Here is a 22879-nt window from a genome sequence, read left to right on the forward strand (position 1 = left end):
CGCGCGCGGCTGGTCGATCGGTCGAACGCGTGCGCTCCCGGCTCTTCCACTTTCTACCCGATCACCCGCTTGTGCGATCAAGAGGGCCGAAGGGGGGAATCCGGTTCCGGCGGGCGAGCGGTCCGTGCCGGGCACCGGGGCGGGCGGGCGGTGATCGGCGGTCCGCTGCCGGCGGGGGTGTGCGCGGCGGAGGCGTTCGGGGACGACGGTTCGGCGGGCCGGGTGGCGCTCTTTCCCGCGGAACGGGCCGCGGTGGCGGGGGTGTCGCCGGAGCGGCTGCGCGAGTTCACCACGGTGCGCGGCTGCGCGCGGGCGGCGCTGGCCGGTCTGGGCGCGGCGCCGGCGCCGCTGGTCCCGGGGCCGCTCGGGGCGCCGGGCTGGCCGCCGGGGGTGGTGGGCAGCATGACGCACTGCGCGGGCTACCGGGCGGCGGTGGTGGCGCGCGCGTCGGCGTACGCGTCGGTGGGGATCGACGCGGAGCCGCTGGAGCCGCTGCCCGCGGTGGTGGCCGGCCGGGTGGTGGGCGCCGTGGAGCGGGCGTGGCTGCGGGAGGACTTCGGGCCGGACGGGCCGCCGTGCGACCGGTTGGTGTTCAGCGCCAAGGAGGCGGCGTACAAGGCGTTCTCGCCGTGGCTGGGGGCGCGGTTCGGATTCCAGGACTTCACGGTGCGTCCGTACCCGGACGGCACTTTCCTCGCGATACCTCCGGAATCGGAAATCTTGCTGCCGGCCCTTTCGGAAGGCGGCCTGCTGGGGCGCTGGTCGGCGCGGTCGGGGATTCTGCTGACAAGTTTGCTCGTTCAACAAAGTGAAAACTGATCCGGTGTCAGTTCACCTGCTTCTCACCCCCGCTTCCCCCCAGGGTTTATGAATCAGTGGCACCAAGCTGCCAGCCAGCACTTCCTGCCACAGCCCCGCCCGCACTTCCCGGTTACGCTGATCCCGATCGGCCGCCTCCCGCTTGCAACCGCCGTCTTTCCCCGACCCCACAGATAAACCATCGGAAAAAGGCAAACACCCACGGGAATTCGGGACCAACCACGTCCCGCCCCGCAGATCGGCCCCGGCACCAGGCGGCCACGACATCGTCATGTCGTCGCCGGAACAACACCGCTGATCCCCCTGCGCGTTGCAAGGCATTCCGCACACGATCCGGAGGGTGTTCTTCCCCATGCAGACCCCGAACGAGACCATCCCGTTCAGACCGACGGACATCCACAGCCTGAGAGACTTCCTGCTCCACCAGCGCAGAATGTCGGGCTGGACCCAGGAAGAGCTTTCGGAGAGGTCCGGCGTCAGCGTCCGGACCATCCGCAACCTGGAGACGGGCACCAACATCAACCCGCGCCGCAGCTCGGTCTCCCTGCTGCTCAGCGCCTTCGGTGCCACCGCCTCCGCGCTCGACAAGGGCGCGCCCGCGGAGAGCGGCGGCTGGCCCGCCCCCGTCCCGCACCCCGAGACCGAGCGGCCGGCGGCCGACTCCGGACCGCCGCCGTGGTACGGGCCCCGCCCGCTGCCGGCCCCGCTGGTGGGCCGGCAGGCCGACCTGCGGCACCTCCTCGGCGCCGTCCAGCGCGGCCGGCTCGTCGTCCTGACCGGCCCCGGCGGGGTGGGCAAGACCCGGCTGGCGCTCGCCGCAGCCGCCCGGCTGCTGCCGCTCTTCCAGGACGGGGTGGCCGTGGCCGAACTGCACGACTGCCCGCCCGAGCACCTCGACCCGGTCCGTGCCACCAGCGAGCTCCACCGCATCACCGGCGACCTCGTCCGCACCGACATCTCTACGCGCGAAGACGCCGGAATGCGCAGGCAGTTGCTGGTGCTCGACAGCGCCGAGCACGTCGTGCAGCAGACCGCCCGGGTGGTCCGCGGGCTGCTCGACGCCCACCCCGGACTGCACGTCCTGGTCACCTCGCGCCGCACCATGGCGGTGAGCGCGGCGGAGACCTGGGAGGTCGAGCCGCTGGACACGGGGTTGCCGACGCGGGGCGAGTCCGCCGTGCCCAGCGCGGTGGAACTCTTCCTGCGCCGGGTGCAGGCGAGCCTGCCGACGCTCGACCTGAGCAGCCGGCTGCCGCTCGTGCGCGAGCTGTGTGCCCTGCTCGACGGGCTCCCGCTGGCCATCGAATTAGCGGCCGGCCGGCTGCGCTCGCTGCCGCTCACCTCGCTCCTGGACGACGACACGCTCTTCCACCTGCTGGCGCGGGTCGACGCCGGGGACCTCTCCCGGCACCGCACCCTGTCGAGCAGCGTCCGCTGGAGCTACGAGCTGCTGCCGACCGCCCACCGGGACCTGCTGCACCGGCTGACCGCCCTGCCCAGGACGTTCTCGCTGGACGAGGCGCTGACGATCCCGGGTCCCGACGACCCGGCCGGCGCGCCGCACGTCGCCCATCTGCTGGCCGAGCTGGCCGACGCCTCGCTGGTGCAGATCCACCGTGAGCGCCAGTACAACTACCGGGTCCCCTCCCTGGTCCGGCACTTCGTCACCGAGGTCGCCGAACCGGCACAGGAAAGCGCCTGGTGCGCCGTCGGCTGACGGAACACCAGGCGTGCAGGGCGCATGATCGCGGGGGTCAGGCGCCGACCGCTTCCTTGACGGTCCGGAGCGAGAAGTGCTCCGGGCCGTCGAGCGAGGCCAGGATCCGCTCCTCCAACCACGGGAGGAACGTCTCGTCCAGCCCGGCCGCGGGGTCGATCCGCTGGAGGAGCCGCTGCAGGACCAGGACCAGCCAGCCGGTGCCGCCCTCGGCGGCGCGCTCCGCTCCGAAGGAGTGGAGCCAGGTGTAGAGGCAGGAGGCCGCGGCGTGGTGCACGCAGTGCTCCGCGGCCAGGTCCTGGCCCTCGGTGGACACCGCGTCGAAGGCGTCGCTGTCCACCCGGGCGTAGAGCGCCCGCCGGCGCTCGCCGAGGGCGTCCAGCACCTTCACCAGGGCCGCCGCCTCGGCCGTCGGCAGCTCGCTCCCGGCGATCCGGCGCGTCTCCTCGACCGCCGCGTCCCAGCCGCGCGTGATCTCGTCCTCGGCGGCGTTGGTGAGCCGCAGCGCACGGCCCGAGGGCTCCCAGCGGGGCACCTCCTGCGACCAGTCGAACAGCGCGCTCAGCACCTCCTCGCCCTTGCGGGCGGGCGTCTGGGCCACCCGGGCCACGGCCCGCAGCTGCGCGGCGATGCCGTGCAGGTTGACGTGGGTGGTGCCCTCGAAGATGCTCGCGATCGCGTGGTCCCGCTGGAGCTTCTGGAACGCGCCGTGCGCGACTCCCTCGCGCAGGTAGCTGCGGGCGCCCAGGACGCGGGCCGTCTCCTGGACGACCTCCTCGCCGAGGGTGGGCACCAGGTACTTGACCACCGAGGACCAGAGGCTGAGCCGGGACGGCGCGACGGTGAGCGCCCGGGCCACCGGCAGCGCGGTGCACTCGGCGATCAGCAGGTCGAGGAAGCCGCCCAGCAGGTGCCGCCGGATGACGGGGATCTCGTAGATCGGCGCCCCGTAGAGGATCCGGTCCCGGGAGTGCCGCAGGCCGATCCGGAGCACCGAGTCCATGGTGCCGACCGAGAGCGCGCCGATGGCGGTCCGGGTGATCTGGAGGACCTGGAGCACCTCGGGCAGGCCCGCGCCGGGCCGGCCGATCAGGGCGGAGGACGGCACCCGGGTGCCGCGGAAGGTGAGGCCGCTGAGGTCGTGGCCGCGCAGGCCGACCGTGCGGACGAACGGGTGGTTCTCCCAGGTCACCTCCTCCTGCTGCTCCTTGTCGATCAGCAGGAGGGAGGAACCGGCGCCCTCGACCTTGGCGTAGACGGTGACGAAGCGGCCTCGGGTCGCGTTGCCCACCGGCCACTTCTCGCCGGTCACCACGTAGTCGTCGCCGTCGCGGACGGCGGTCGTCTCGTTGGTGCCCAGATCGCTGCCGTGGTCCGGCTCGGAGACCGCGAAGCAGGCGAGGTCCCCGGAGAGGAAGCCCTCGGCCACGCGCCGGCGCTGCTCGTCGGTGCCCCACAGCCAGACGGGGTTGACCCCCAGCACGGCCGAGCCGAACATCACCGCGACGGTGACGTTGCGGCGCGAGAGCGAACGGGTCAGCAGGAACAGCTGCTCCAGGTCGCGCAGCTTGCCGCCGAAGGTCTCCGGCACCAGGTGCTCGGCGAAGCCCCAGGAGCGGATGGCGTCGACCGCGCCGGGCGGCAGGGCGTCGTTCTCCTCGTGCTCGACGATCTCCGCGAAGCTGAACGGGCCGCTCGGGGCCTCGGGGTCGCCGAGGGCCCTGTCCAGGTCCTCGGCGAGGGCGTAGGCCGGCCGGTCGAAGGCGCGCCCGCTCACGAAAGCGGGCTCTCGGCGCCGTAGCGGGCGAAGACGTCCTCGACGACCTCGGCCTCGGCCAGCTCGGCCTGCCCCGCGGCGACCTCGGCGCGGACGAGCTCGATGACGTCACCGACGTTCTGGAGCTGCATGGCCTCCTCGGGGTTGAGCGACCGGAGGCCGTACAGCTCCTCCAGGTTGTAGCCGAGCTCGGCGAGGACCAGGGAGTGGAAGCCGAGGTCGCCGATCAGCCGCAGGTCGGGGCCGACGGACTCGACCTTGCGGGGGGCGATCAGTTGGACCATCCCGCTCACGATGGCGGAGACGGCGTCGGTGCCGACGGCGGCAGGAGTGTTCGTCATGCGCCTCACGCTAGGCAGGCCGCGCTTCTCCCCCCAGGCATCGCGCCCGGCAGCCACGCGGCAACTTCGGCGGCGCACAGGCGACTCGGGGCGAAGTTGCCGCGGAGCTGCCTGGCCGACACCGGGCGGGGCCGCCCAGTCTTGCGGCCATGACCACTCATGACACCGCGTCCGCGGCGGGCCCGCTCGCCCCGCCCTCCTGGATCAGCGCCCGGTACGCCCGCGGGGTGCCCCGGGTGCGGCTGTTCTGCCTGCCGCACGCCGGCGGCGGCGTCGGCGTCTTCAGCCCGTGGCGGGCCCATCTGCCGAACGGCGTCGAGCTGGCGCCGGTGGAGCTGCCGGGCCGCGGCTCCCGCATCGACGAGCCGATGCCCCCGACCATGGACGCGCTGGTGGAGGCGCTCCTCGACGGGCTGCGCGGTGAGCTCGACCTGCCGTACGCCTTCTTCGGGCACAGCTTCGGCGCGCTCCTCGGATACGAGCTGACGCTGAGGATCGAGCGGGAGGCGGCGGCCGGGGGCGCGGTGCGGACGCCGAGCGCGCTGCTGGTGTCGGGATCGCGGGCGCCGCACGTGCCGCTGGGCCGGGGTTCGGTGGCCTCCGGCGACGACGCCGGGCTGATCGACTGGCTGAGCGGCACCGGCGGACTGCCGCCCGAGCTGCTCGACTTCCCCGACTTCCTGCGCGACCTGCTGCGGGCGGTGCGCAGCGACATGGCGTTCGCCGAGGCGTACCTGGCGGCGGAGCCGGAGCCGGTCGGCTGCCCGCTGGCGGCGTTCGCGGGCGCGGAGGACACGGTCTCGACGGTGGCGCAGGTCGAGCCGTGGGACCGGTACACGACCGCCGCGCACGCGCTGCGGGTGCTGCCCGGCGGGCACTACTTCCCCCAGAGCCACGCCCGGGAGACGGTCGGGGCGGTGCTCGCGGAGCTGACGGCGGTGGCGGCGGTCTGACGCGGGACGGGTGCCCGCGGGGGCGGCTGCCAGGTGGTGCGGGTGCCCGCGGGTGCGGGTGCTCGCGGGGGCGGGTGCGGGCGGCGGCGGGCGGGCGTTCGCGGGTGGGTGCCGACGGATGGGAGCCGACGGGCGGGGCCGGGCCGGGCTGGGCGCTCGCGGGCGTACGGGGCCGTGCGGGTGACGCTCGCGGGCGTACGGGGCCGGGCGGGGTGCCGGGCGGCGTACGTTCCGGGCGGGCGGGGTGCCGTGCGGCGTGTCCCCGCCCGCCCGGAGTGTGTCAGGTCCGGGGGCGCAGGGCGACCGGGAGGGACGACAGGCCGCTGAGGAAGTTGGAGTAGACGTACGACTCCTCCCCCGCCGGCTCGGCGTGCCCGACCAGTTCGATCAGGCTCTCCAGGAGCGCCGTCAGCTCCGCCCTGGCCAGGAAGGCGCCCAGGCAGAAGTGCGGTCCGTAGGCGAAGGACACGTGCTTGTTGGGCGTCCGGGCGAGGTCGAACTCGTCCGGCCGGTCGAAGATCCGCTCGTCGCGGTTGGCCGAGGACATCCAGGTCGTGACGACGTCGCCCTCCTCGACGAACTGGCCGCCGAGGACGACGTCCTGCGCGGCGGTGCGGCCGGCGTGCAGGGCCGGCGTGGTCCAGCGCAGCACCTCCTCCACCGCCGGGGCGAGGGCGGCCCTGCCGGAGACGAGCGCCTCCCACTGCTCCGGCCGCTCCATCAGCGCGCGGAGCCCGCCGATCATGGCGAACCGGGTGGTCTCGTGGCCGCCCATGATGATGCTGTAGCAGTTGAAGACGATCTCCTCGTGCGTCAGCGTCCGCCCGTCGATCTCCCGGGTGACCAGCAGGCTGACGACGTCGTCCAGCGGCTTCTCCTCGCGGGAGCCGGCCAGCTCGGAGAAGTAGAGCAGCAGGCCGTTGCGGGAGGCCCAGGTCGCCTCCTCGGTCGGCACGCCGTCCGGCGAGGAGAGGGCGGAGGAGGTGAGGTCGATGATGTGCTGCCGGTCGGACACCGGGACGCCGAGCAGGTCGCAGATGGCGGCCAGCGGGATGTGCGCGGCGACCTCGGTGGCGAAGTCGACGGTGCCGCGTCCGACGGCCTCGGCCACCAGGGCGCGGGTGCCGCGCCGCACGCTGTCGACGACGACGTCGAGGGCGCGCGGTGAGAAGGGCTTGAGCAGGGCGCTGCGGAGCGCCTTGTGGGGGCGGCCGTCGGTGACGGCGAGCATCTTGCCCGCGGCCGAGTCGCCGCCGGCGAGGAGGGTGTCGAGGACGTTGCCGTGCTCCGAGGTGAAGGCGGCGCTGTCGGCCAGGACGGAGACGACGTCGTCGTAGCGGCTGATCACCCAGAACCCGGGGCGGCCGGCGCGCGGCGGCTGCCAGTGCACCGGCTCCTCCTCGCGCAGCCGCTGCCAGTGCGCGCCCAGGTCGTGGCGGGCGTGCAGCAGCGGGTCGGCGAGGTCGACGTCCTCCAGGGTGCTCGTTCCGAGCGCGGGGCGGCTGGTCATGGCGGTCATCTGGCTCTCCGGCGGTGGTGCGGACGCGGATCGGGGACGGACGGGGTCGGGGACGGGCGGGGATCGGAGACGGGCGGGGGCGGGGGTCGGGGGCGGACGGGGTCGGGGACGGACAGAGCGGTGGGGCCGGGGGCGGTGGGGTGGCTCGGCCGGGCCGCCCCACCGGGGGCGCGGGGTGGTCAGTCGAGGGGTGCGGTGGGGCCGGGGAAGAAGGCGGTGGTGGCTCCGGCGGTCTCGGCGCCGTCGACGACGAACTCCTGGCCGGAGACGAAGGACGCCTGGTCCGACGCGAGGAAGTGGAAGACGTCGGCGATCTCCTCGGGCGCGGCGTGGCGCCGGAGCGGGATGCGGGCGTTGACCTCGTCGAGCATCGCGTCGGTGTACTCGGCGCGCTGCATCGGCGTGAGCACCGCGCCGGGCGCGACGCACGCGGTGCGGATCAGCGGCGCCAGCTCGATCGCGAAGGTCTGGCACAGCGAGGTCACGCCCGCCTTGGAGGCGTTGTAGTCGGCGTAGAGCGGGTATCCGCGGGCGCCGTTGACGGACGCCGTGGCGAGGAGCACGCCGCCGCCCTGGCGCAGCATGTGGCCGGTCGCGTGGCGCCAGAGGGCGAGGACGCCCATCAGGTTGACGTCCAGGGTGCGCCGGGCCTCGGCCTCGGTGAGGTCGAGGATGCCGTGCCGGACGCTGATGCCGGCGTTGGCGATCACGACGTCGAGCCGGCCGTGCTCGGCCTGCGCCTCGTCGACGGCGGCCCGGACGCCGTCCCAGTCGGCGACGTCCGTCTTGACCCAGCGCAGGTGCCCGCCGCCCTCGCGGGGACCCTGCGGGGTGGACGCGGGCGGGGCCTGCGTGTCGAGGTTGACGACGTGGTCGCCGGAGCGGACGAAACGCTCGGCGGTGGCGTGGCCGATGCCGCTCGACGCGCCGGAGACGATGACGGTGCGCATGGGGATGCCTGCCTCTCTGCTCTTCTCGGCTGCTCTGCTGCTCTGCTTCTCGGCTGCTCTGCTCCGGCCGGCGGCCGGGGTCCGCCGCTCGGGTCCGCCCCTCGGGCTCAGACGATGACGCGCGGGTGCTGGAGGGCGTAACCGTTGAGGTTCTGGCGGAGGTTGCGGCTGACGGTGAGCTTCTTCAGCCAGCGGTCGGTGCCGTCGTACCGGGCCGTGAAGGGGCGGCGGCCGTGCACGGCGCGGTAGTTGTCGACGAGGAGCAGCGAGCCGGGGCCGACGGCGATGTCCTGCTGGACGCGCTGGAGTTCGGCCATGAGCCGGTCGAGCGCGGCCTCGGCCTCGGTGTCGCCGGGCAGGACATCCATGAAGGGGCGGTCGATGCGCAGGTACGGGTTGAGGCGGTCGCCGGAGAGGACGGCGGACGGCTCGGGCCGGTCCCGCATGGCGCGCAGGCCCGGGAGGGCGGGGTGGTCGGCGGCGTGGTTCTCCAGCTGCCGGATGTGCTCGGTGTCCGGCCTGATGTGGAAGCGGTTCTCCGCGAGGACCGTGCGGTCGTGCGCGTCGAGCCGGACGTCGCGCACGGAGGCGACGATCGTCGGCACCCGGTCGGGGTTGCGCAGCCCGAACAGCAGCAGGTAGTCGCAGCGGTTGGGGTGGAAGCCGTCCTCGGTGTGGAACTCCAGGAGCGCCTCGCTGCCGTAGCCGCTCTGCCGCTCCTCGTCGCCCCGGATCGGCAGGATGTTCTGGATGATCCGGCCCTCCTGGAGCGTCACCCAGCCGAACGGGTCGCCCAGGACCAGGCCGCAGAGCGCCAGCCACAGCTCCTGCGCGCGGGCGGTCTCGCCGCGGACGGCGTCGCGCCAGTGCCCGGGGGTGGCGCCGAGCGCCTCCTGGTCCACCGGGAAGCCGTGCACGAGGCAGGCGGCGGACCGCTGGGTGCGGCGGAAGTCGGCGAGGAAGGCGCGCAGCCGGGCGGGCAGCAGGTCCTCGGCGGCGTAGGCGCGGTCGTAGAACTCGGGGAGCGAGGGCGCGCCGTGCAGGTCGCCGAGCTTCTCGGCGACGCTCTCCAGCTCGGCGGCCTCGTCGGCGTCGAGCCGGAACTCCAGGGGGGTGTCGAGCCCGCCGGAGCCGGCCCCGTCCAGGGGGAGCGGGGCGGTGGCCTGCGTCGTGGAAGTCATGTCGGTGTCCTCACCTGGTCGGGACCACGGGGGTCGTCGGTCGTTCGGTCCTGTGCGCTCCGCGCGGTTGCCGGAGCACGTGGTGTGGCCCACCGGACCGGCCGAGCAGGGTCCCGGCCGTACAGGTCCAGTGGTGGTGCGGTGCGTGTGCCGCACGTGGGTGCGGGTGGTGCCGGTGGTGCGTGCGGATCGATCGGTCGTGCCGTCGGCGCGGTGCGCGCCGCCGGGCGGTGCGGGTGGTCGTACGGGGGTACGGGGGCGTGCCGGGGGCCCGGCCGGGGCGGGAGCGCGTACGGGCTCCCGCCACCGGCCGGTCCGTCACGCCGGGTCGTCGCTCCAGTCCTCGGCGAACTCGGCCAGCTCGTCCTGGTCGAGGGTGACCAGCGGCTCGTCGTCGGCGGCCGCGGCGGCGGTCCCGCCGGCCGGGTCGATCTCCTTCACCGCGCCGGCCAGCGCGGCCACCGTCTTGTGCGTGAAGACGTCCCTCGGGGTCATGTCCAGGCCCTCCGCGCGGGCCAGCGTGACGAGCTTGATCGAGACGATGGAGTCGCCGCCGAGGTCGAAGAAGCCGTCGTCGATGCCGACCCGGTCCGTGCCGAGCGCCTTGGCGAAGAGCGCGCACAGCTGCTCCTCGCGGGCGTCGCGCGGGGCCCGGCTGTCGACGGCGGCGCCGAAGTCCGGAGCGGGCAGCGCGTCCCGGTCGAGCTTGCCGCCCGGGGTGACCGGCAGCCGGTCGAGGACGACGACGGCGGCGGGCACCATGTACGGCGGCAGGGCGGCGGCGACCCGCTCGCGCAGGGCCGCCGGCTCGGGCCGGACCTCGCCCGCCGGGGCGACGTACCCGACGAGGCGGCGTACGCCGGGCGCGTCCTCGCGGACGACCACGGCCGCGCCGGCCACGGCGGCGTCCTCGGCGAGCACGGCCTCGATCTCGCCGGGCTCGATGCGGAAGCCGCGCACCTTGACCTGGCGGTCCGCCCGGCCGAGGTACTCCAGGGTGCCGTCGGCGCGGCGGCGGGCCAGGTCGCCGGAGCGGTACATGCGCGAGCCGGCGGCGCCGTACGGGTCGGCGACGAAGCGCTCGCCGGTCTGGCCGGGCCGGCGCAGGTAGCCGAGGGCCAGGCCCTCGCCCGCCAGGTACAGCTCGCCGGGCGCGCCCACCGGTACCGGCCGGAGCGCGCTGTCGAGCAGGTACACCCGGGCGCCGGTGACCGCCTCGCCGAGCGGCGGGTGGGTCCGGCCGGCCAGCGGGCCGCTCATGGTGGCCATGACGGTCGCCTCGGTCGGGCCGTAGGCGTTGACCATGCGGCGTCCGGCCGACCAGCGCTCGACGAGGTCGGGCGCGCAGGCCTCGCCGCCGACGACGAGGGTGACGCCGGGCGGCAGGGCGCCGTCGGGCAGCACCGCGAGGGAGGACGGCGGCAGCAGCAGCGTGGTGACGCCGTGGCGGGCGACGGTGGCGGCCAGCGAGGGGCCGGGGAGCAGGTCGTCGGCGGGGGCCGCGACGACGCTCCCGCCGGTGAGCAGCGCGGTGGCGAGCTCCCAGACCGAGGCGTCGAAGCTGGGCGAGGCGAACATGAGGACCCGCTCGTCCGGCCGCAGGTCGAGGCCGGTGCGCTGCTGGGCGGCGAGCGCGGCGATGCCGGTGTGCGGGACGAGGACGCCCTTGGGGCGGCCGGTGGAGCCCGAGGTGTAGATGAGGTACGCGGCCGAGTCCGGGGTCAGCGGGGCGGAGCGCTCGTCGTCGCGGAGCGGGGCGCCGGACAGTCCGGCGGTGAGCTCCAGGGCGAGGCCGAAGGGGTCGTCGGGGCCGAGGACGGCGCCGCCGTCCCCGTCGAGGCTCAGCGTGCGGCCGGCGCCGGCGCCGGCCGCGGCGGTGACGGCGCTGCCGTCGGCGGTGGTGAGCACCAGGTCGGGCCGGGCGTCGTCGAGGATGTAGCGCAGCCGCTCCGGCGGGTAGCCGAGGTCGAGCGGCAGGTAGGCGGCGCCGCTCTTGAGGACGGCGAGGACGGCGAGGACCGAGCGGGCGGACCGGGGCAGGGCGACGGCGACGACGTTGCCGGGGCCGATGCCGCGCGCCGCGAGGACGCGGGCGAGCCGGTTGGCCTCCGCGTCGAGGGTGCCGTAGGTGACCTCGTAGGGGCCGTCGTGGACGGCGACGGCGTCGGGGCGGGCCGCGGCGTGGCCCTCGAAGAGCGCCGGGAAGGTGGTGCGCGGCGGGGTGGTGCCGCCGGTGCGGACCGGTTCGGCGCGCTCCGCGTCGGTCCGCAGGTCGATCCGGCCCACCGGGATCTCCGGGTCGTGGGCGAAGGCGGCGAGGAGGGCGCGGACCCGGTGCAGCACGGTCTCCGCCTCGGAGGCGGTGAACAGGTCGGTGCGGTAGGTGAGTTCGAGGCTGAGGCGGTCGGAGGGGACCACGACGAGGCTGAACGGGTAGTGCGAGGCGCCGGGGGCCGGGGTGTCGTCCACGCTGATCCGCAGGCCGGGCACCTGGGCCTGGACGGCGTCCCCGTCGACGGGGGTGTTCTCGAAGCCGACGACGGTGTCGAAGAGTTCGCCGATGCCGGCGGCGCGCTGCACCTCGGCCAGGCCCAGGTGCTGGAAGGGCCGCAGTCCGGCCTGGGCCTCCTGGAGGCCGGTCAGGGTCGCGGCGAGCGGGCGGCCCGGGTCGAGGCGGACGCGGACGGCGACGGTGTTCATCAGCAGGCCGACCATGGACTCGGCGCCGGGCAGCTCGGGCGGACGGCCCGCGGTGGTGGCGCCGAAGACGACGTCGTCACGGCCCAGGAACTGGCCGAGGGCGACCGCCCAGGCGCCCTGCACCAGCGTGTTGAGGGTCAGGCCGGACCGGCGGGCGGTGTCGGTCAGGCGCTCGGTGGCCTCCTGGTCGAGGGCGGTCGCGACGAGGTCCGGCACGGTGGCCGTGGCGGCGTCGAAGCCGGGGGCGACCAGGGCGGGCTCGTCGAGCCCGGCCAGCTCCTGGCGCCACGCCTCGACGGCGGCCCGCTCGTCCTGGGCGCCGAGCCAGCGCAGGAAGCGGTCGAAGGAGACCGGCGGGGTGCCGGTGGCGGCGCCGCCGCGGGCGTACGAGGCGAAGAGGTCGCCGAAGACGAGCGGCAGGGACCAGCCGTCGAGCAGCAGGTGGTGGTGGGTCACGAGCAGCAGGTGCTCGTCGGCGGCGAGCTTGATCAGGGCGACCCGCAGCAGGGGCGGCCGGTCGGTCGCGAAGCGGCGTACCCGGTCCTCGTCGAGGAGTTCGGCGAGCCGGGTCTCGCGCTCGGCCGGGGCCAGGCCGGACAGGTCCCGCTCCTCCCAGGGCACCCGGACGTCGTCGTGGACGACCTGCACGGAGCGGCCGGAGCCGAGGGTGACGAAGGAGGTGCGCAGGGCCGCGTGGCGGGCGAGGAGCGTGTCGAAGGCGTCGCGGAGGACGCTCGGGGCGAGGGTGCCGGTGAGCCGCAGCGGGCGCTGGGTGACGTAGACGTCGATGGCGTCCGTGGCCAGCAGGGCGTGGAAGTGCATGCCCTGCTGGAGCGGGGTGAGCGTCCACACCTCGGCGTCGGGTCCCGCGAGGGCGTCGAGTTCGGCGCGTTCGGCGTCGTCGAGGGTGACCAGCGGACCGGTGGCCGTACCGCCGGGGTCGCCGCCGTCCTGGGGGACGTCGCGGGCGACCTCGGCGAGGGCGGCGATGGTCTTGTGGACGAAGACGTCCTTGGCGCTCAGCACCAGCCCCGCGCGGTGGGCCCGTGCGGCGAGACGCATCGAGACGATCGAGTCGCCGCCGAGGTCGAAGAAACTGTCGTCGACACCGACCCGCTCCCGCCCCAGCACCTCCGCGAACACCTCGTGCAACACCCGCTCACGCTCCGACGAAGGCGCCCGGTACTCCCGCACCGCACGCAACTCCAACGCCGGCAACGCCCGCCGGTCCACCTTCCCGTTCGGCGTCAGCACAAAGTCGTCCACCACGACCACCCGCACCGGAACCATGTAATCCGGCAGCACACCCGCCACCCGGTCCCGCAACACCTCACCATCCACCACCACACCCGCGACCGGCCGCACATAACCCACCACATGCCGCGTCCCCACCACATCGGCGACCACCGCGACCACCGCCTGCGCCACCCCCGCATCCCCCGCCAGCACCGCCTCGATCTCCCCCAGCTCGACACGGTGACCCCGCACCTTCACCTGGAAATCGACCCGACCGCAGTACTCCACCGAACCATCCGCGCGACGACGCCCCAGATCCCCCGTCCGATACATCCGCGCACCCACCGCACCACCGACGTCCGCCACGAACCGCTCCGCGGTCAACCCCGGACGCCCCACATAACCCCGCGCCACACCCGCACCCGCGATATAGACCTCCCCCACCACACCCACCGGCACCGGACGCAGAAACCCGTCCAGGACATGGATGTCGGTGTTGTCGGCGGGGCCGCCGAGGGAGGGCCGCTCGCTGTCGGCGGCGCGGCAGAACATGGCGTCGATCGTGCACTCGGCGGGGCCGTAGAGGTTGTAGACGGAGAGGCCGGGGATGGCGCGCAGCTCGGTCCACAGGTCGTCGCCGACCTCCTCGCCGCCGAGGGCGAGGGTGCGGACGCGGTGCCGGCCGCCGGCGCCGTCGAGCAGCCCGGCGGCGAGCAGCTGGCGGGCGACGGACGGCGTGGTGTCGAGCACGTCGATCGCCGCGTCGGCCGCGTGGGCGACGAGGGCGAGGGCGTCCTTGCGGACGGTGTCGTCGACGATGTGGAGCTCGTTGCCCGCGACCATCCACAGCAGCTGGCTCCACGAGGCGTCGAAGCCCAGGGAGTTGGTGAGGGCGGCGCGCAGCGGGCGGCCGCCGGCGGCTTCCCGCTCCGGGGTGAAGAAGTTCGCCCGGTGGCTGTGGAACATGTTGACCAGGTTCCGGTGCTCGACGGCGACGCCCTTGGGGCGGCCGGTCGAGCCGGAGGTGTACACGACGTACGCGAGGTCGGCGGGGCCCGCCGCCTTCCGGTCCGGAGCCTCGGCGGCGTCCGGGAGCACGCCGGCGCCGTCGGGCGCGTCGGCGAGCAGCACCGGTACGTCGGAGGGCAGCGCGTCCCGGGTCGCCTCGGCGGCCACGACGAGCGCCGGGCCCGCCTCCGCGCAGAGCGCGGCGATCCGGTCGGCCGGCTGGTCGGCGTCGAGCGGCAGGTAGGCGGCGCCGGACTTGAGGACGGCGAGGATCGCGGAGACGGCGGCCGTGGTGCGGGGCAGGGCGACGGCGACGAGCCGGCCGGGGCCCGCGCCGTGCGCGGTGAGCAGCGCGGCGAGCCGGTCGGCGTCGGCGTCCAGCTCGGCGAAGGTGAGCCGGCCGACCTCGTCGACGGCGGCGATCGCGTCCGGGGTCGCGCGGGCCTGCTCCTCGAAGAGCTCGTGCAGGGTCCGGTCCGGGTGCGTGGTGGTACGGCCGTGGGCGGCGGCCAGGAGCCGGGCGTGCTGGTCCGGGGTCCACACGGGCAGCCGGCCGACGGGCACGTCGGGCCGGCCGGCGAGGGCTTCGAGGAGGGGGGCGAGCCGGTCGAGGAGCGCGGTCGCCTCCTCGGTGTCGTACACGTCCTCGCGGTGGTTGAGTTCGAGGCGGAGCCGGGGGCCGGGGTAGACGGCGAGGCTCAGCGGGTAGTGGGTGCCCTCCGGGGTGTCCTCGGCGGCGTCGCGCAGCACGCCGACGGTGAGTCCGGCGACCTGGGCGCCCTGGACGGCCTCCTCGACGGGGTAGTTCTCGAAGGCCAGCGTGGTGTCGAAGAGTTCGGTGACGCCGACGGCGCGCTGGATGTCCGCGAGGCCGAGGTACTGGTGGCCGAGGAGTTCGGTCTGCTCGGCCTGGACGCGGGCGAGCAGGGCGGCGGCGGTCTCGGCGGGGTCGACGCGGATCCGGGCCGGCACGGTGTTGATCAGCAGGCCGACCATGCGGTCGGCGCCGGCGAGCTCCGGGGGGCGGCCGGCGACGGTGTTGCCGAAGACGACGTCGGGGCGGCCGGTGAGCGAGGTCAGCAGCAGCGCCCAGGCGGCCTGGACGACCGTGTTCACGGTGACCTCGCGGGCGCGGGCGGCCTGGGTGATGCGGGCGGTGGCCGCCTCGGAGAGTTCGGCGACGACGCGGCGCTGGCCGCGGTCGGAGTCCTGGGTGCCGTGGCCGCCGGCCACCAGGGTGGGGCCGTCGACGCCGGCGAGGGCGGTCCGCCAGGTGTCCTCGGCCCGGTCGCGGTCCTGGGCGCCCAGCCAGCCGAGGTAGTCGGCGAAGGGGACGGCGGGCTCCAGCGCGTCGGCGGAGCCGCCGTCGCGGTAGATCCGGAAGAGGTCGCCGAGGACGAGCGGCACGGACCAGCCGTCGAGCAGGATGTGGTGGTGGGTGACGACCAGCACGTGCCGGTCGGCGGCGAGCCGGACGAGCGTGCAGCGCAGCAGCGGCGGGCGGGTCATGTCGAAGCGGCGGGCCCGGTCCTCGGTGAGCAGCCGGGTCAGCCGGACGCGGCGCTCGTCCTCGCCGAAGGCGGAGAGGTCGACCTCCTCCCAGAGCGGCTCCACCGCTCGGGCGACGGCCTGGACGGCCTCGCCCGAGCGGCGCCTGAGGAACCCCGCGCGGAGGCTCCCGTGGCGCGCCAGCAGGGTGGCGCAGGAGTCGCGCAGCACCTCCGGGTCGAGGGCACCGACCAGTTCCAGGGGTGTCTGCACGTTGTAGAAGTCGACGCCTGACGCGTCGGCTTCGCCGCCGTCGAAGAGGGCGTGGAAGAGCATGCCCTGCTGGAGCGGGGTGAGCGGCAGGACCGCTTCGAGTGTCGTCTGCCTCACGGCGTTGCCTCCCACTGGGCTTCGAGCTCGTCGAATTCGTCCGCGTCGATGCTCATCAGGGCGTCGGCGCTCGCTGGCTTGTTGAAGTCGTTGTCGTCGTCCGCGGGTGCGTCGGTGGCGACGAGGGCGAGGGCGGCGATGGTCCTGTGGACGAAGACGTCCTTGGCGCTCAGCACCAGCCCCGCGCGGTGGGCCCGTGCGGCCAGGCGCATCGAGACGATCGAGTCACCGCCGAGGTCGAAGAAACTGTCGTCGACACCGACCCGCTCCCGCCCCAGCACCTCCGCGAACACCTCGTGCAACACCCGCTCACGCTCCGACGAAGGCGCCCGGTACTCCCGCACCGCACGCAACTCCAACGCCGGCAACGCCCGCCGGTCCACCTTCCCGTTCGGCGTCAGCACAAAGTCGTCCACCACGACCACCCGCACCGGAACCATGTAATCCGGCAGCACACCCGCCACCCGGTCCCGCAACACCTCACCATCCACCACCACACCCGCGACCGGCCGCACATAACCCACCACATGCCGCGTCCCCACCACATCGGCGACCACCGCGACCACCGCCTGCGCCACCCCCGCATCCCCCGCCAGCACCGCCTCGATCTCCCCCAGCTCGACACGGTGACCCCGCACCTTCACCTGGAAATCGACCCGACCGCAGTACTCCACCGAACCATCCGCGCGACGACGCCCCAGATCCCCCGTCCGATACATCCGCGCACCCACCGCACCACCGACGTCCGCCACGAACCGCTCCGCGGTCAACCCCGGACGCCCCACATAACCCCGCGCCACACCCGCACCCGCGATATAGACCTCCCCCACCACACCCACCGGCACCGGACGCAGAAACCCGTCCAGGACATGGAGGCGCAGGCCGGCCAGGGGGGTGCCGACGGGGACGGCGGCGCGGTGCCGGCCGGCCTCGGCACGGCCGGTGGTGGTGTAGACGGACACCTCGGTGGGCCCGTACTGGTTGTGGAGTTCCGCCGGTACGGCGGCGTGGAAGCGGTCGGCCAGGGCGCCGGTGAGCTGTTCGCCGCCGACGAAGACCTGGCGCAGGGTGTCGCACCGGTCGCTGCCGGGTTCGCGGAGGAAGACCTCCAGGGTCGAGGGGACGAACTGGGCGACGGTGACGCCCTCCTCGCGGATCAGGCCGGGGAGGTAGCCGGGCGCGTCCTCGCCGTCGGGCCGGGACACGACGACGGCGGCGCCGTGGTGGAGCGGCCAGAAGAGCTCCCACACCGAGGGGTCGAAGCTGAGCGAGGTCCGCTGGAGCACCCGGTCGGAGGCGGTCAGCGCGTGGCGCCGCTGCATGCCGGCCAGGTAGTTGGTGATGCCGGCGTGGGTGACCACGATGCCCTTGGGGCGGCCGGTGGAGCCCGAGGTGTACACGACGTACGCCGGGTGGGTCGGCAGCAGCGCCGGACCGGGCCCGTCGTACGGGTCGGCGGCGTCGGCCGCACCGGCGTGCGCCGCGAGGAAGGCTTCGTCGACGACGAAGGCGGGCCGGGACTGGTCCAGCATGTGCCGGACGCGCTCCTCCGGGTACTCCGGGTCGAGCGGCAGATAGGCGGCGCCCGCCCGGTGGATGGCGTGCAGGACCACGATCAGCTCGGCCGAGCGGCGCATCCGGACGCCGATCACCCGGCCGGGGGCCGCGCCCAGGTCCGCCAGGACGGTGGCCAGCCGGCCGGCCCGGGCGTCGAGCTCGGCGTACCGGAGCCGCTCTCCCTCGCAGACGACGGCGACGGCGTCCGGGGTGCGGCGCGCCTGCGCGGCGAACAGCGCGGGGAGCGTGGCGGCTTCGGGGTCCCGGGACGGGTCGGCGGCGGGCTCCAGGGCCTGCCGCTCGGCGTCGGTGAGGAGCGGCAGCCGGCCGACCGGCAGCTCCGGGTCGGTGGCGAAGGCCTCCAGGACCATGCGCAGCCGGGCGAGCCGGGTCTCGGCGGCCCCGGTGTCGAACAGGTCGGTGCGGTGGGTGAGTTCGAGGCGGAGCCGGTCGCCCGGGACCACGGACAGGCTGAGCGGGTAGTGGGTGCCGCCGGTCGGGTCGGCCTCCTCCACGGTGATGCCCAGGCCGTGGGCGTGCGCCACGATCTGCTCGCGGTCGATCGGCGCGTTGCCGAACACCACGGAGGTGTCGAAGAGTTCGGTGTGGCCGGCGAGCCGGTGCAGGTCGGGCAGGCCGATGTGGTGGTGGTCGGTGAGGGCCAGCTGCTCGCCCTGGATCCGGGCGAGGAGGCCGGCCAGGGGCTCCTCCGGGCGGAGCCGGACGCGGACCGGGACGGTGTTCATCAGCAGGCCGACGATCTCGTCGACGCCGTCCAGCCGGGGCGGGCGTCCGGAGACCGTGCCGCCGAAGACGACGTCGTCGCGGCCGGTGAGGGTGTGCAGGAGGAGCGCCCAGGCGCCCTGCACCACGGTGTTGAGGGTGACGCCGCGGGCGCGCGCGGCCCGCTGGACGTCCGCCGTCAGGTCGGCGGGCAGCTCGGCCACGAGCAGCCCCGGCAGGGCCTCGGCGTCCCCGGCACCGGCGTCCGGCCCGCCGTCGCCGGGGGCGCCGGTGCCGTCCTCGGCCGCGACGGCGGTGGGGGCGACCAGGGTGGGGCCGTCCAGGCCCGCGAGGGCCCGGCCCCACTCCGCCTCCGCCGCGCCGCGGTCCTGGGCGGCGGCCCAGGCCAGGTAGGCGCGGAAGGGCACCGGCGCGGGCAGCGAGGCGCCGTCGCCCCGGTACAGCGCGAGCAGGTCGCGCAGGATCAGCGGCACCGACCAGCCGTCGAAGACGATGTGGTGGCCGGTGAGGACGAAGAGATGCCGCTCGTCCTCCAGCCGGACCAGGCCGAAGCGCAGCAGCGGCGGCCGGGCCATGTCGAAGCGGGTCCGCTTCTCCTCGGCGAGCAGGGCGGCCAGTCGCGCCTCGCGGTCGGCGGCCGGCAGTCCGCGCAGGTCGTGCTCGCGCACCGGGGCCTGCGCGTCGCGGGCGACCAGCTGGAGCGCCTCGCCCGCGGCGGAGCGGGTGTAGCCGGTGCGCAGCGCCGTGTGGCGGCGGACGAGCGCGCGGCAGGCGTCGCGGAAGGCGTCGGCGGAGAGCGGGCCCGCGAGACCGAAGACCTTCTGCACGGTGTACGCGTCGGCGGCGTCGCCGAACTCGGCGTGGAAGAGCATGCCCTCCTGGAGCGGGGTGACCGGCAGCACGTCCGCCAGGCCGCTCCCGCCGTCGCCGTCCGGGTGGTGCCAGGCGGCGGCGAGCCGCTCGCGCTCCCCGGCGGCCAGCGCGACCAGCTCGGCGTCGAGGTCGTACGCGGGGGCGGTCGCGTCCTCACCGGCGAGTCCGGCGTGGGCGGCGAGCGCGGCCACGGTCTTGTGGGCGAAGACGTCCCGCGGGGTGAGCGGGATGCCGGCGCGGGCGGCGCGCGAGGCGAGCCGGACGGCGACGATGGAGTCGCCGCCCAGCTCGAAGAAGCTGTCGTCGACGCCGACGTCCGTGGCGCCGAGGAGATCGGCGAAGAGCCCGCAGAGCACGGCCTCGCGCTCGTCGCGCGGGGCCCGCTCGGAGGCGGTGCCGACGTACTCGGGGGCGGGCAGCGCCCGCTGGTCCAGCTTGCCGCTCGCGGTGAGCGGCAGGTCCGGCAGGAAGACGACGGCGGCGGGGACCATGTACGGCGGCAGGGCGTCGCGCACCCGCTGCCGCAGGGCCGCGGCGTCGGGGACGGCGACGGCGTCGGCCGGGACGGCGTAGGCGACGAGCTGGCGCACGCCGGGCCGGTCCTCGCGGACGACGACGCTGACCCGGGCGACGCCGGGCGCGCCGGCGAGGACGCTCTCGATCTCGCCCGGCTCGATGCGGAAGCCGCGCACCTTGACCTGCCGGTCGGAGCGGCCGAGGTACAGCAGGTCGCCGTCCGGGGTCCAGCGGGCCAGGTCGCCGGTGCGGTACATGCGGCTGCCGGGCGGTCCGTACGGGTCGGCGACGAACCGCTCGGCGGTGAGGTCGGGCCGGCCCAGGTAGCCCCGGGCGAGGCCGTCGCCGGCCAGGTGGATCTCGCCGGCGACGCCGGGCGGCACCGGACGCAGGGCGTCGTCCAGGAGCCGGACCCGGTTGCCGGGCACGGTGCCGCCCATGGGCGGCACGATCCGGCCGGAGAGGGCGCCGGTCTGGGTGGCGATGACGGTGGACTCGGTGGGGCCGTAGGCGTTGACCATGCGGCGGCCGGGCGACCAGCGGGCGACCAGCTCGGGCGAGCACGCCTCGGCGCCGACGACGAGCGTCACGCCCTCGGGCAGCCCGTCCGCCGGCATCGCGGCCAGCGCGGAGGGCGCCATCAGCAGGCAGTCGACGGAGAGTTCGCGGATCAGCGCGGCCAGCTCCGGGCCCGGGGTGAGGCGTTCGGCGGGGGCGACGACGAGGGCCGCGCCGGTCAGCAGCGCGGTGCACAGCTCCCACACGGAGGCGTCGAAGCCCGGCGAGGCGAACTGGAGGACGCGCCGGTCCGGCGTCGCCTCCAGCAGCGTCCGCTGGTGGGCCAGCAGTCCGGCGAGGCCGGTGTGCGTGACGACGACGCCCTTGGGCCGGCCGGTGGAGCCGGAGGTGTAGATGACGTACGCGGGGTGTTCGGGGCGCGGGCCCGCGGGCGCGGGGGGTGCGGAGGCTTCGGCCTCCGCCACCGGCCCGGAGGCCTCGGCGACCAGTCCGCCCTCGTCCAGGAACAGCCGGGGGACGCCCGGTGCCAGCTCCGGGTCGTCGGTCGCGCGCGAGGTCAGCAGCAGGGCGGGCGCCGTGTCGTCGAGCATGGCGCTGACCCGGGACCGCTGGTAGGCGAGGTCGATCGGCAGGTGGACGGCGCCGGAGGTCAGCACGCCGACGGCGGCGACGACCGCGGCGGTCCCGCGCGGCAGCGCGACGGCCACCACCCGCTCGGGACCGGCGCCGCGGGCGGCCAGTTCCCGGGCCAGCCGGCCGGCGCGGGCGGCGAGCCCGGTGTAGTCGAGCTCGCCGTCCGCGGAGACGACGGCGGGGCGGTGCGGGGTCTTCCGGACCTGCGCGGCGAACAGCTCGGGGAAGGTGCGGACGGGCTCCGCGGGCCCGGCCGGCAGGCCGGCGGCGAGGTGGCGGGCGCGCTCGGCGTCCGTGGCGACGTCGACACGGGCGAGCGGCAGGTCGCCGGGGGCCGCCAGGAAACGGTCCAGGAAGGCGGTGAAGCGCGCCTGGTGGGAGGCGAGTTCGGCCTCGGTGTAGCGGTCGGGGTTGGCCTCGAAGGCGATCCGTACGCCCTTGCCGCCCGGCTCGGGGTGGCAGGTGAGGTTGAGGTCGATGACCGGTCCGCCGGAGAGCGCGGTCAGGGTGGCCTCGCGGCCCGCGAAGTTGCTCTCGGACCCCGCGGGCATGATGTTGACCAGCACACCGAACAGCTGCTCGTTGGAGCCGAGCAGGCGCAGGTCGCGGCGGAGGTCGTCGTAGGGGTGCCGCTGGTGGGTGAGGAGCTCCCCGAGGCGCTTGCCGACGTGCCGGATCAGCTCGGTGCGGCTCGCGGCGGGGTCGACGGTGAGGCGCAGCGGCAGCGTGTTGGAGAGCATGCCGGGCACGTTCTGGGAGCGCGGGCCGAGCCGGGCGGTGGCCGGGACGCCGAGGGTGAGGTCGCGCGCGCCGGTCATGCCGTGCAGATAGGCGGCGACGGCCGCGAGCATGGCGACGCTCCACGGGGCGCGGGCCTCGCGTCCGGCGCCGTGCAGCGCGCGGTAGTCGGCCTCGCCCAGCTCGGTGGAGCCGGCGTGGGCGATGCCGGCGGCGCCGGTGGGCACGCCGGGGGCGGGGCTGACCGTCTCGGGCCGGTCCTCGAAGGCCCGGGTCCAGTACTCCTTGTCGGCCGCGTACTGCTCCGAGGCCCGGTACTCCGCCTCGTCCGCGAGGATGTCGGTGAGCGGGCCCAGCGGCCGGCCGGCCGGCTCCTCGCCGGCGACCAGCGCCTCGTACACCTCCTCGATGCGGCGGGAGTGCAGCACGGAGCCGTAGCCGTCCGAGAGGATGTGGTGGCTGCGCTGGTACCAGAGGTAGTGGTCCTCGCCCACGCGCATCAGCACGTGCGCCGAGAGCACCCCGGTGAAGAGGTCGTTGGCGGTGCGGCGGTCCTCGTCCATGAGGGCGCGGGCGGTCGCGAAGGGGTCCGTCTCGCCGGTGAGGTCGAGTTCCCGCCAGGTCGAGCAGCCGGGGGCCACGGGGCGCTGCCGGGGGCCGTCGGCCGGCTCCTCGAACGCGACGTCGAAGCTTCCGCTCTCGCCCTCGGCCACCCGCACGGCCCGCGCGAGCAGCGGCCCGTCGACCGGTCCCCTGACCTCCATCACGACGACGGTGTTGAAGGCCGGGTCCGTGGGGGCGAGCCGCTGGGCGTAGAAGACGCCGCGCTGGGCGGCCGTGAGCGGCAGCGCGCCGCCGGCCTCGGGGAGGACGGACTCGGGGCGGACGGAGGTCTCCGCGTCACGTGAAGTCATTCGGATCGTCAACCGCTCTCTCGTGAGCCGCTCTCGGTGCGCCGTCCCGGTGGACCGTCCCGGGGGGCCGGGCCGGCGGGCCGCCCCTGCCGCTCGGTGGGGGGCGTGCCGCGGCGGGGCCGGGGACGGACGGTGCGCGACGATGCTGCCCCGCCCCCCGCGCCCGTCACCAGGCAACCGACCGGCAATCGGGGTGCCCGGTCAGCTGCCGCCCGGCACCCGCCGAGTTACCGGCCGCTTGCCTGGCCCCCGCGGGACCGCGCGGCGAGGATGCCGACGGTCCGGTGCATCCGAGTCCCCCACTCG

The 22879-nt window shown here is 75.2% G+C and carries 10 protein-coding genes; 3 read left to right on the top strand and 7 right to left on the bottom strand.

Annotation, left to right across the window (positions count from 1 at the left end):
• The first annotated feature begins 150 nt into the window (after positions 1–150).
• Both ACF1BN_RS28370 and ACF1BN_RS28375 read left to right on the top strand, forming a co-directional pair.
• Positions 151–819 (top strand): 4'-phosphopantetheinyl transferase, encoded by a 669-nt coding sequence (locus ACF1BN_RS28370; RefSeq protein WP_392334433.1) that lies wholly within the window; start codon positions 151–153, stop codon positions 817–819.
• A 352-nt stretch (positions 820–1171) separates the two neighbouring features.
• Entirely contained in the window at positions 1172–2536 is a 1365-nt protein-coding gene (locus ACF1BN_RS28375) for a helix-turn-helix domain-containing protein (RefSeq protein WP_392334434.1), read from the top strand.
• A gap of 37 nt (positions 2537–2573) precedes the next feature.
• Here the strand turns inward: ACF1BN_RS28375 and ACF1BN_RS28380 are convergent, their stop codons facing one another.
• Together ACF1BN_RS28380 and ACF1BN_RS28385 are read right to left on the bottom strand one after the other, a co-directional pair.
• Positions 2574–4313 carry an acyl-CoA dehydrogenase family protein gene (locus ACF1BN_RS28380; protein ID WP_392334435.1) on the bottom strand — a complete coding sequence of 580 codons (1740 nt, stop codon included), beginning with the start codon at positions 4311–4313 and terminating at the stop codon, positions 2574–2576.
• A complete protein-coding gene (locus tag ACF1BN_RS28385) occupies positions 4310–4654 on the bottom strand; it encodes an acyl carrier protein (RefSeq protein ID WP_392334436.1) in 345 nt (114 codons plus the stop codon). The genes ACF1BN_RS28380 and ACF1BN_RS28385 overlap by 4 nt, the downstream gene beginning before the upstream one ends.
• A 149-nt stretch (positions 4655–4803) precedes the next feature.
• On the opposite strand from ACF1BN_RS28385, the gene ACF1BN_RS28390 reads away from it, so the two are divergent.
• The gene (locus tag ACF1BN_RS28390) at positions 4804–5607 is read left to right on the top strand and encodes a thioesterase II family protein (RefSeq protein ID WP_392334437.1); all 804 of its coding nucleotides are present in this window, start codon (positions 4804–4806) and stop codon (positions 5605–5607) included.
• Positions 5608–5887: 280 nt separating this feature from the next.
• Here ACF1BN_RS28390 and ACF1BN_RS28395 read toward each other — a convergent pair whose 3' ends face one another.
• From ACF1BN_RS28395 to ACF1BN_RS28415, 5 genes are all read right to left on the bottom strand, one after another.
• Positions 5888–7117, bottom strand: a complete 1230-nt coding sequence (locus ACF1BN_RS28395) for a cytochrome P450 (RefSeq protein WP_392334529.1) — start codon at positions 7115–7117, stop codon at positions 5888–5890.
• A gap of 188 nt (positions 7118–7305) precedes the next feature.
• The gene (locus ACF1BN_RS28400) at positions 7306–8076 is read right to left on the bottom strand and encodes an SDR family NAD(P)-dependent oxidoreductase (protein WP_392334438.1); all 771 of its coding nucleotides are present in this window, start codon (positions 8074–8076) and stop codon (positions 7306–7308) included.
• Between the two features lie 107 nt (positions 8077–8183).
• Entirely contained in the window at positions 8184–9257 is a 1074-nt protein-coding gene (gene gntD / locus ACF1BN_RS28405; RefSeq protein ID WP_392334439.1) for a guanitoxin biosynthesis L-enduracididine beta-hydroxylase GntD, read from the bottom strand.
• 318 nt (positions 9258–9575) lie between these two features.
• The gene (locus ACF1BN_RS28410) at positions 9576–16079 is read right to left on the bottom strand and encodes an amino acid adenylation domain-containing protein (protein ID WP_392334440.1); all 6504 of its coding nucleotides are present in this window, start codon (positions 16077–16079) and stop codon (positions 9576–9578) included.
• A complete protein-coding gene (locus tag ACF1BN_RS28415) occupies positions 16076–22573 on the bottom strand; it encodes an amino acid adenylation domain-containing protein (protein WP_392334441.1) in 6498 nt (2165 codons plus the stop codon). The genes ACF1BN_RS28410 and ACF1BN_RS28415 overlap by 4 nt, the downstream gene beginning before the upstream one ends.
• Positions 22574–22879 lie beyond the last annotated feature (306 nt).

It is taken from the genome of Streptomyces sp. NPDC014861, from assembly GCF_043081625.1.
Classification (GTDB): Bacteria; Actinomycetota; Actinomycetes; order Streptomycetales; family Streptomycetaceae; genus Streptomyces.

Coding starts and splice junctions, on each gene's coding strand:
- gntD (WP_392334439.1), bottom strand. CDS start 9,257: ATGACTTCCACGACGCAGGCCACCGCCCCGCTCCCCCTGGACGGGGCC.
- ACF1BN_RS28415 (WP_392334441.1), bottom strand. CDS start 22,573: ATGACTTCACGTGACGCGGAGACCTCCGTCCGCCCCGAGTCCGTCCTC.
- ACF1BN_RS28385 (WP_392334436.1), bottom strand. CDS start 4,654: ATGACGAACACTCCTGCCGCCGTCGGCACCGACGCCGTCTCCGCCATC.
- ACF1BN_RS28400 (WP_392334438.1), bottom strand. CDS start 8,076: ATGCGCACCGTCATCGTCTCCGGCGCGTCGAGCGGCATCGGCCACGCC.
- ACF1BN_RS28390 (WP_392334437.1), top strand. CDS start 4,804: ATGACCACTCATGACACCGCGTCCGCGGCGGGCCCGCTCGCCCCGCCC.
- ACF1BN_RS28375 (WP_392334434.1), top strand. CDS start 1,172: ATGCAGACCCCGAACGAGACCATCCCGTTCAGACCGACGGACATCCAC.
- ACF1BN_RS28395 (WP_392334529.1), bottom strand. CDS start 7,117: ATGACCAGCCGCCCCGCGCTCGGAACGAGCACCCTGGAGGACGTCGAC.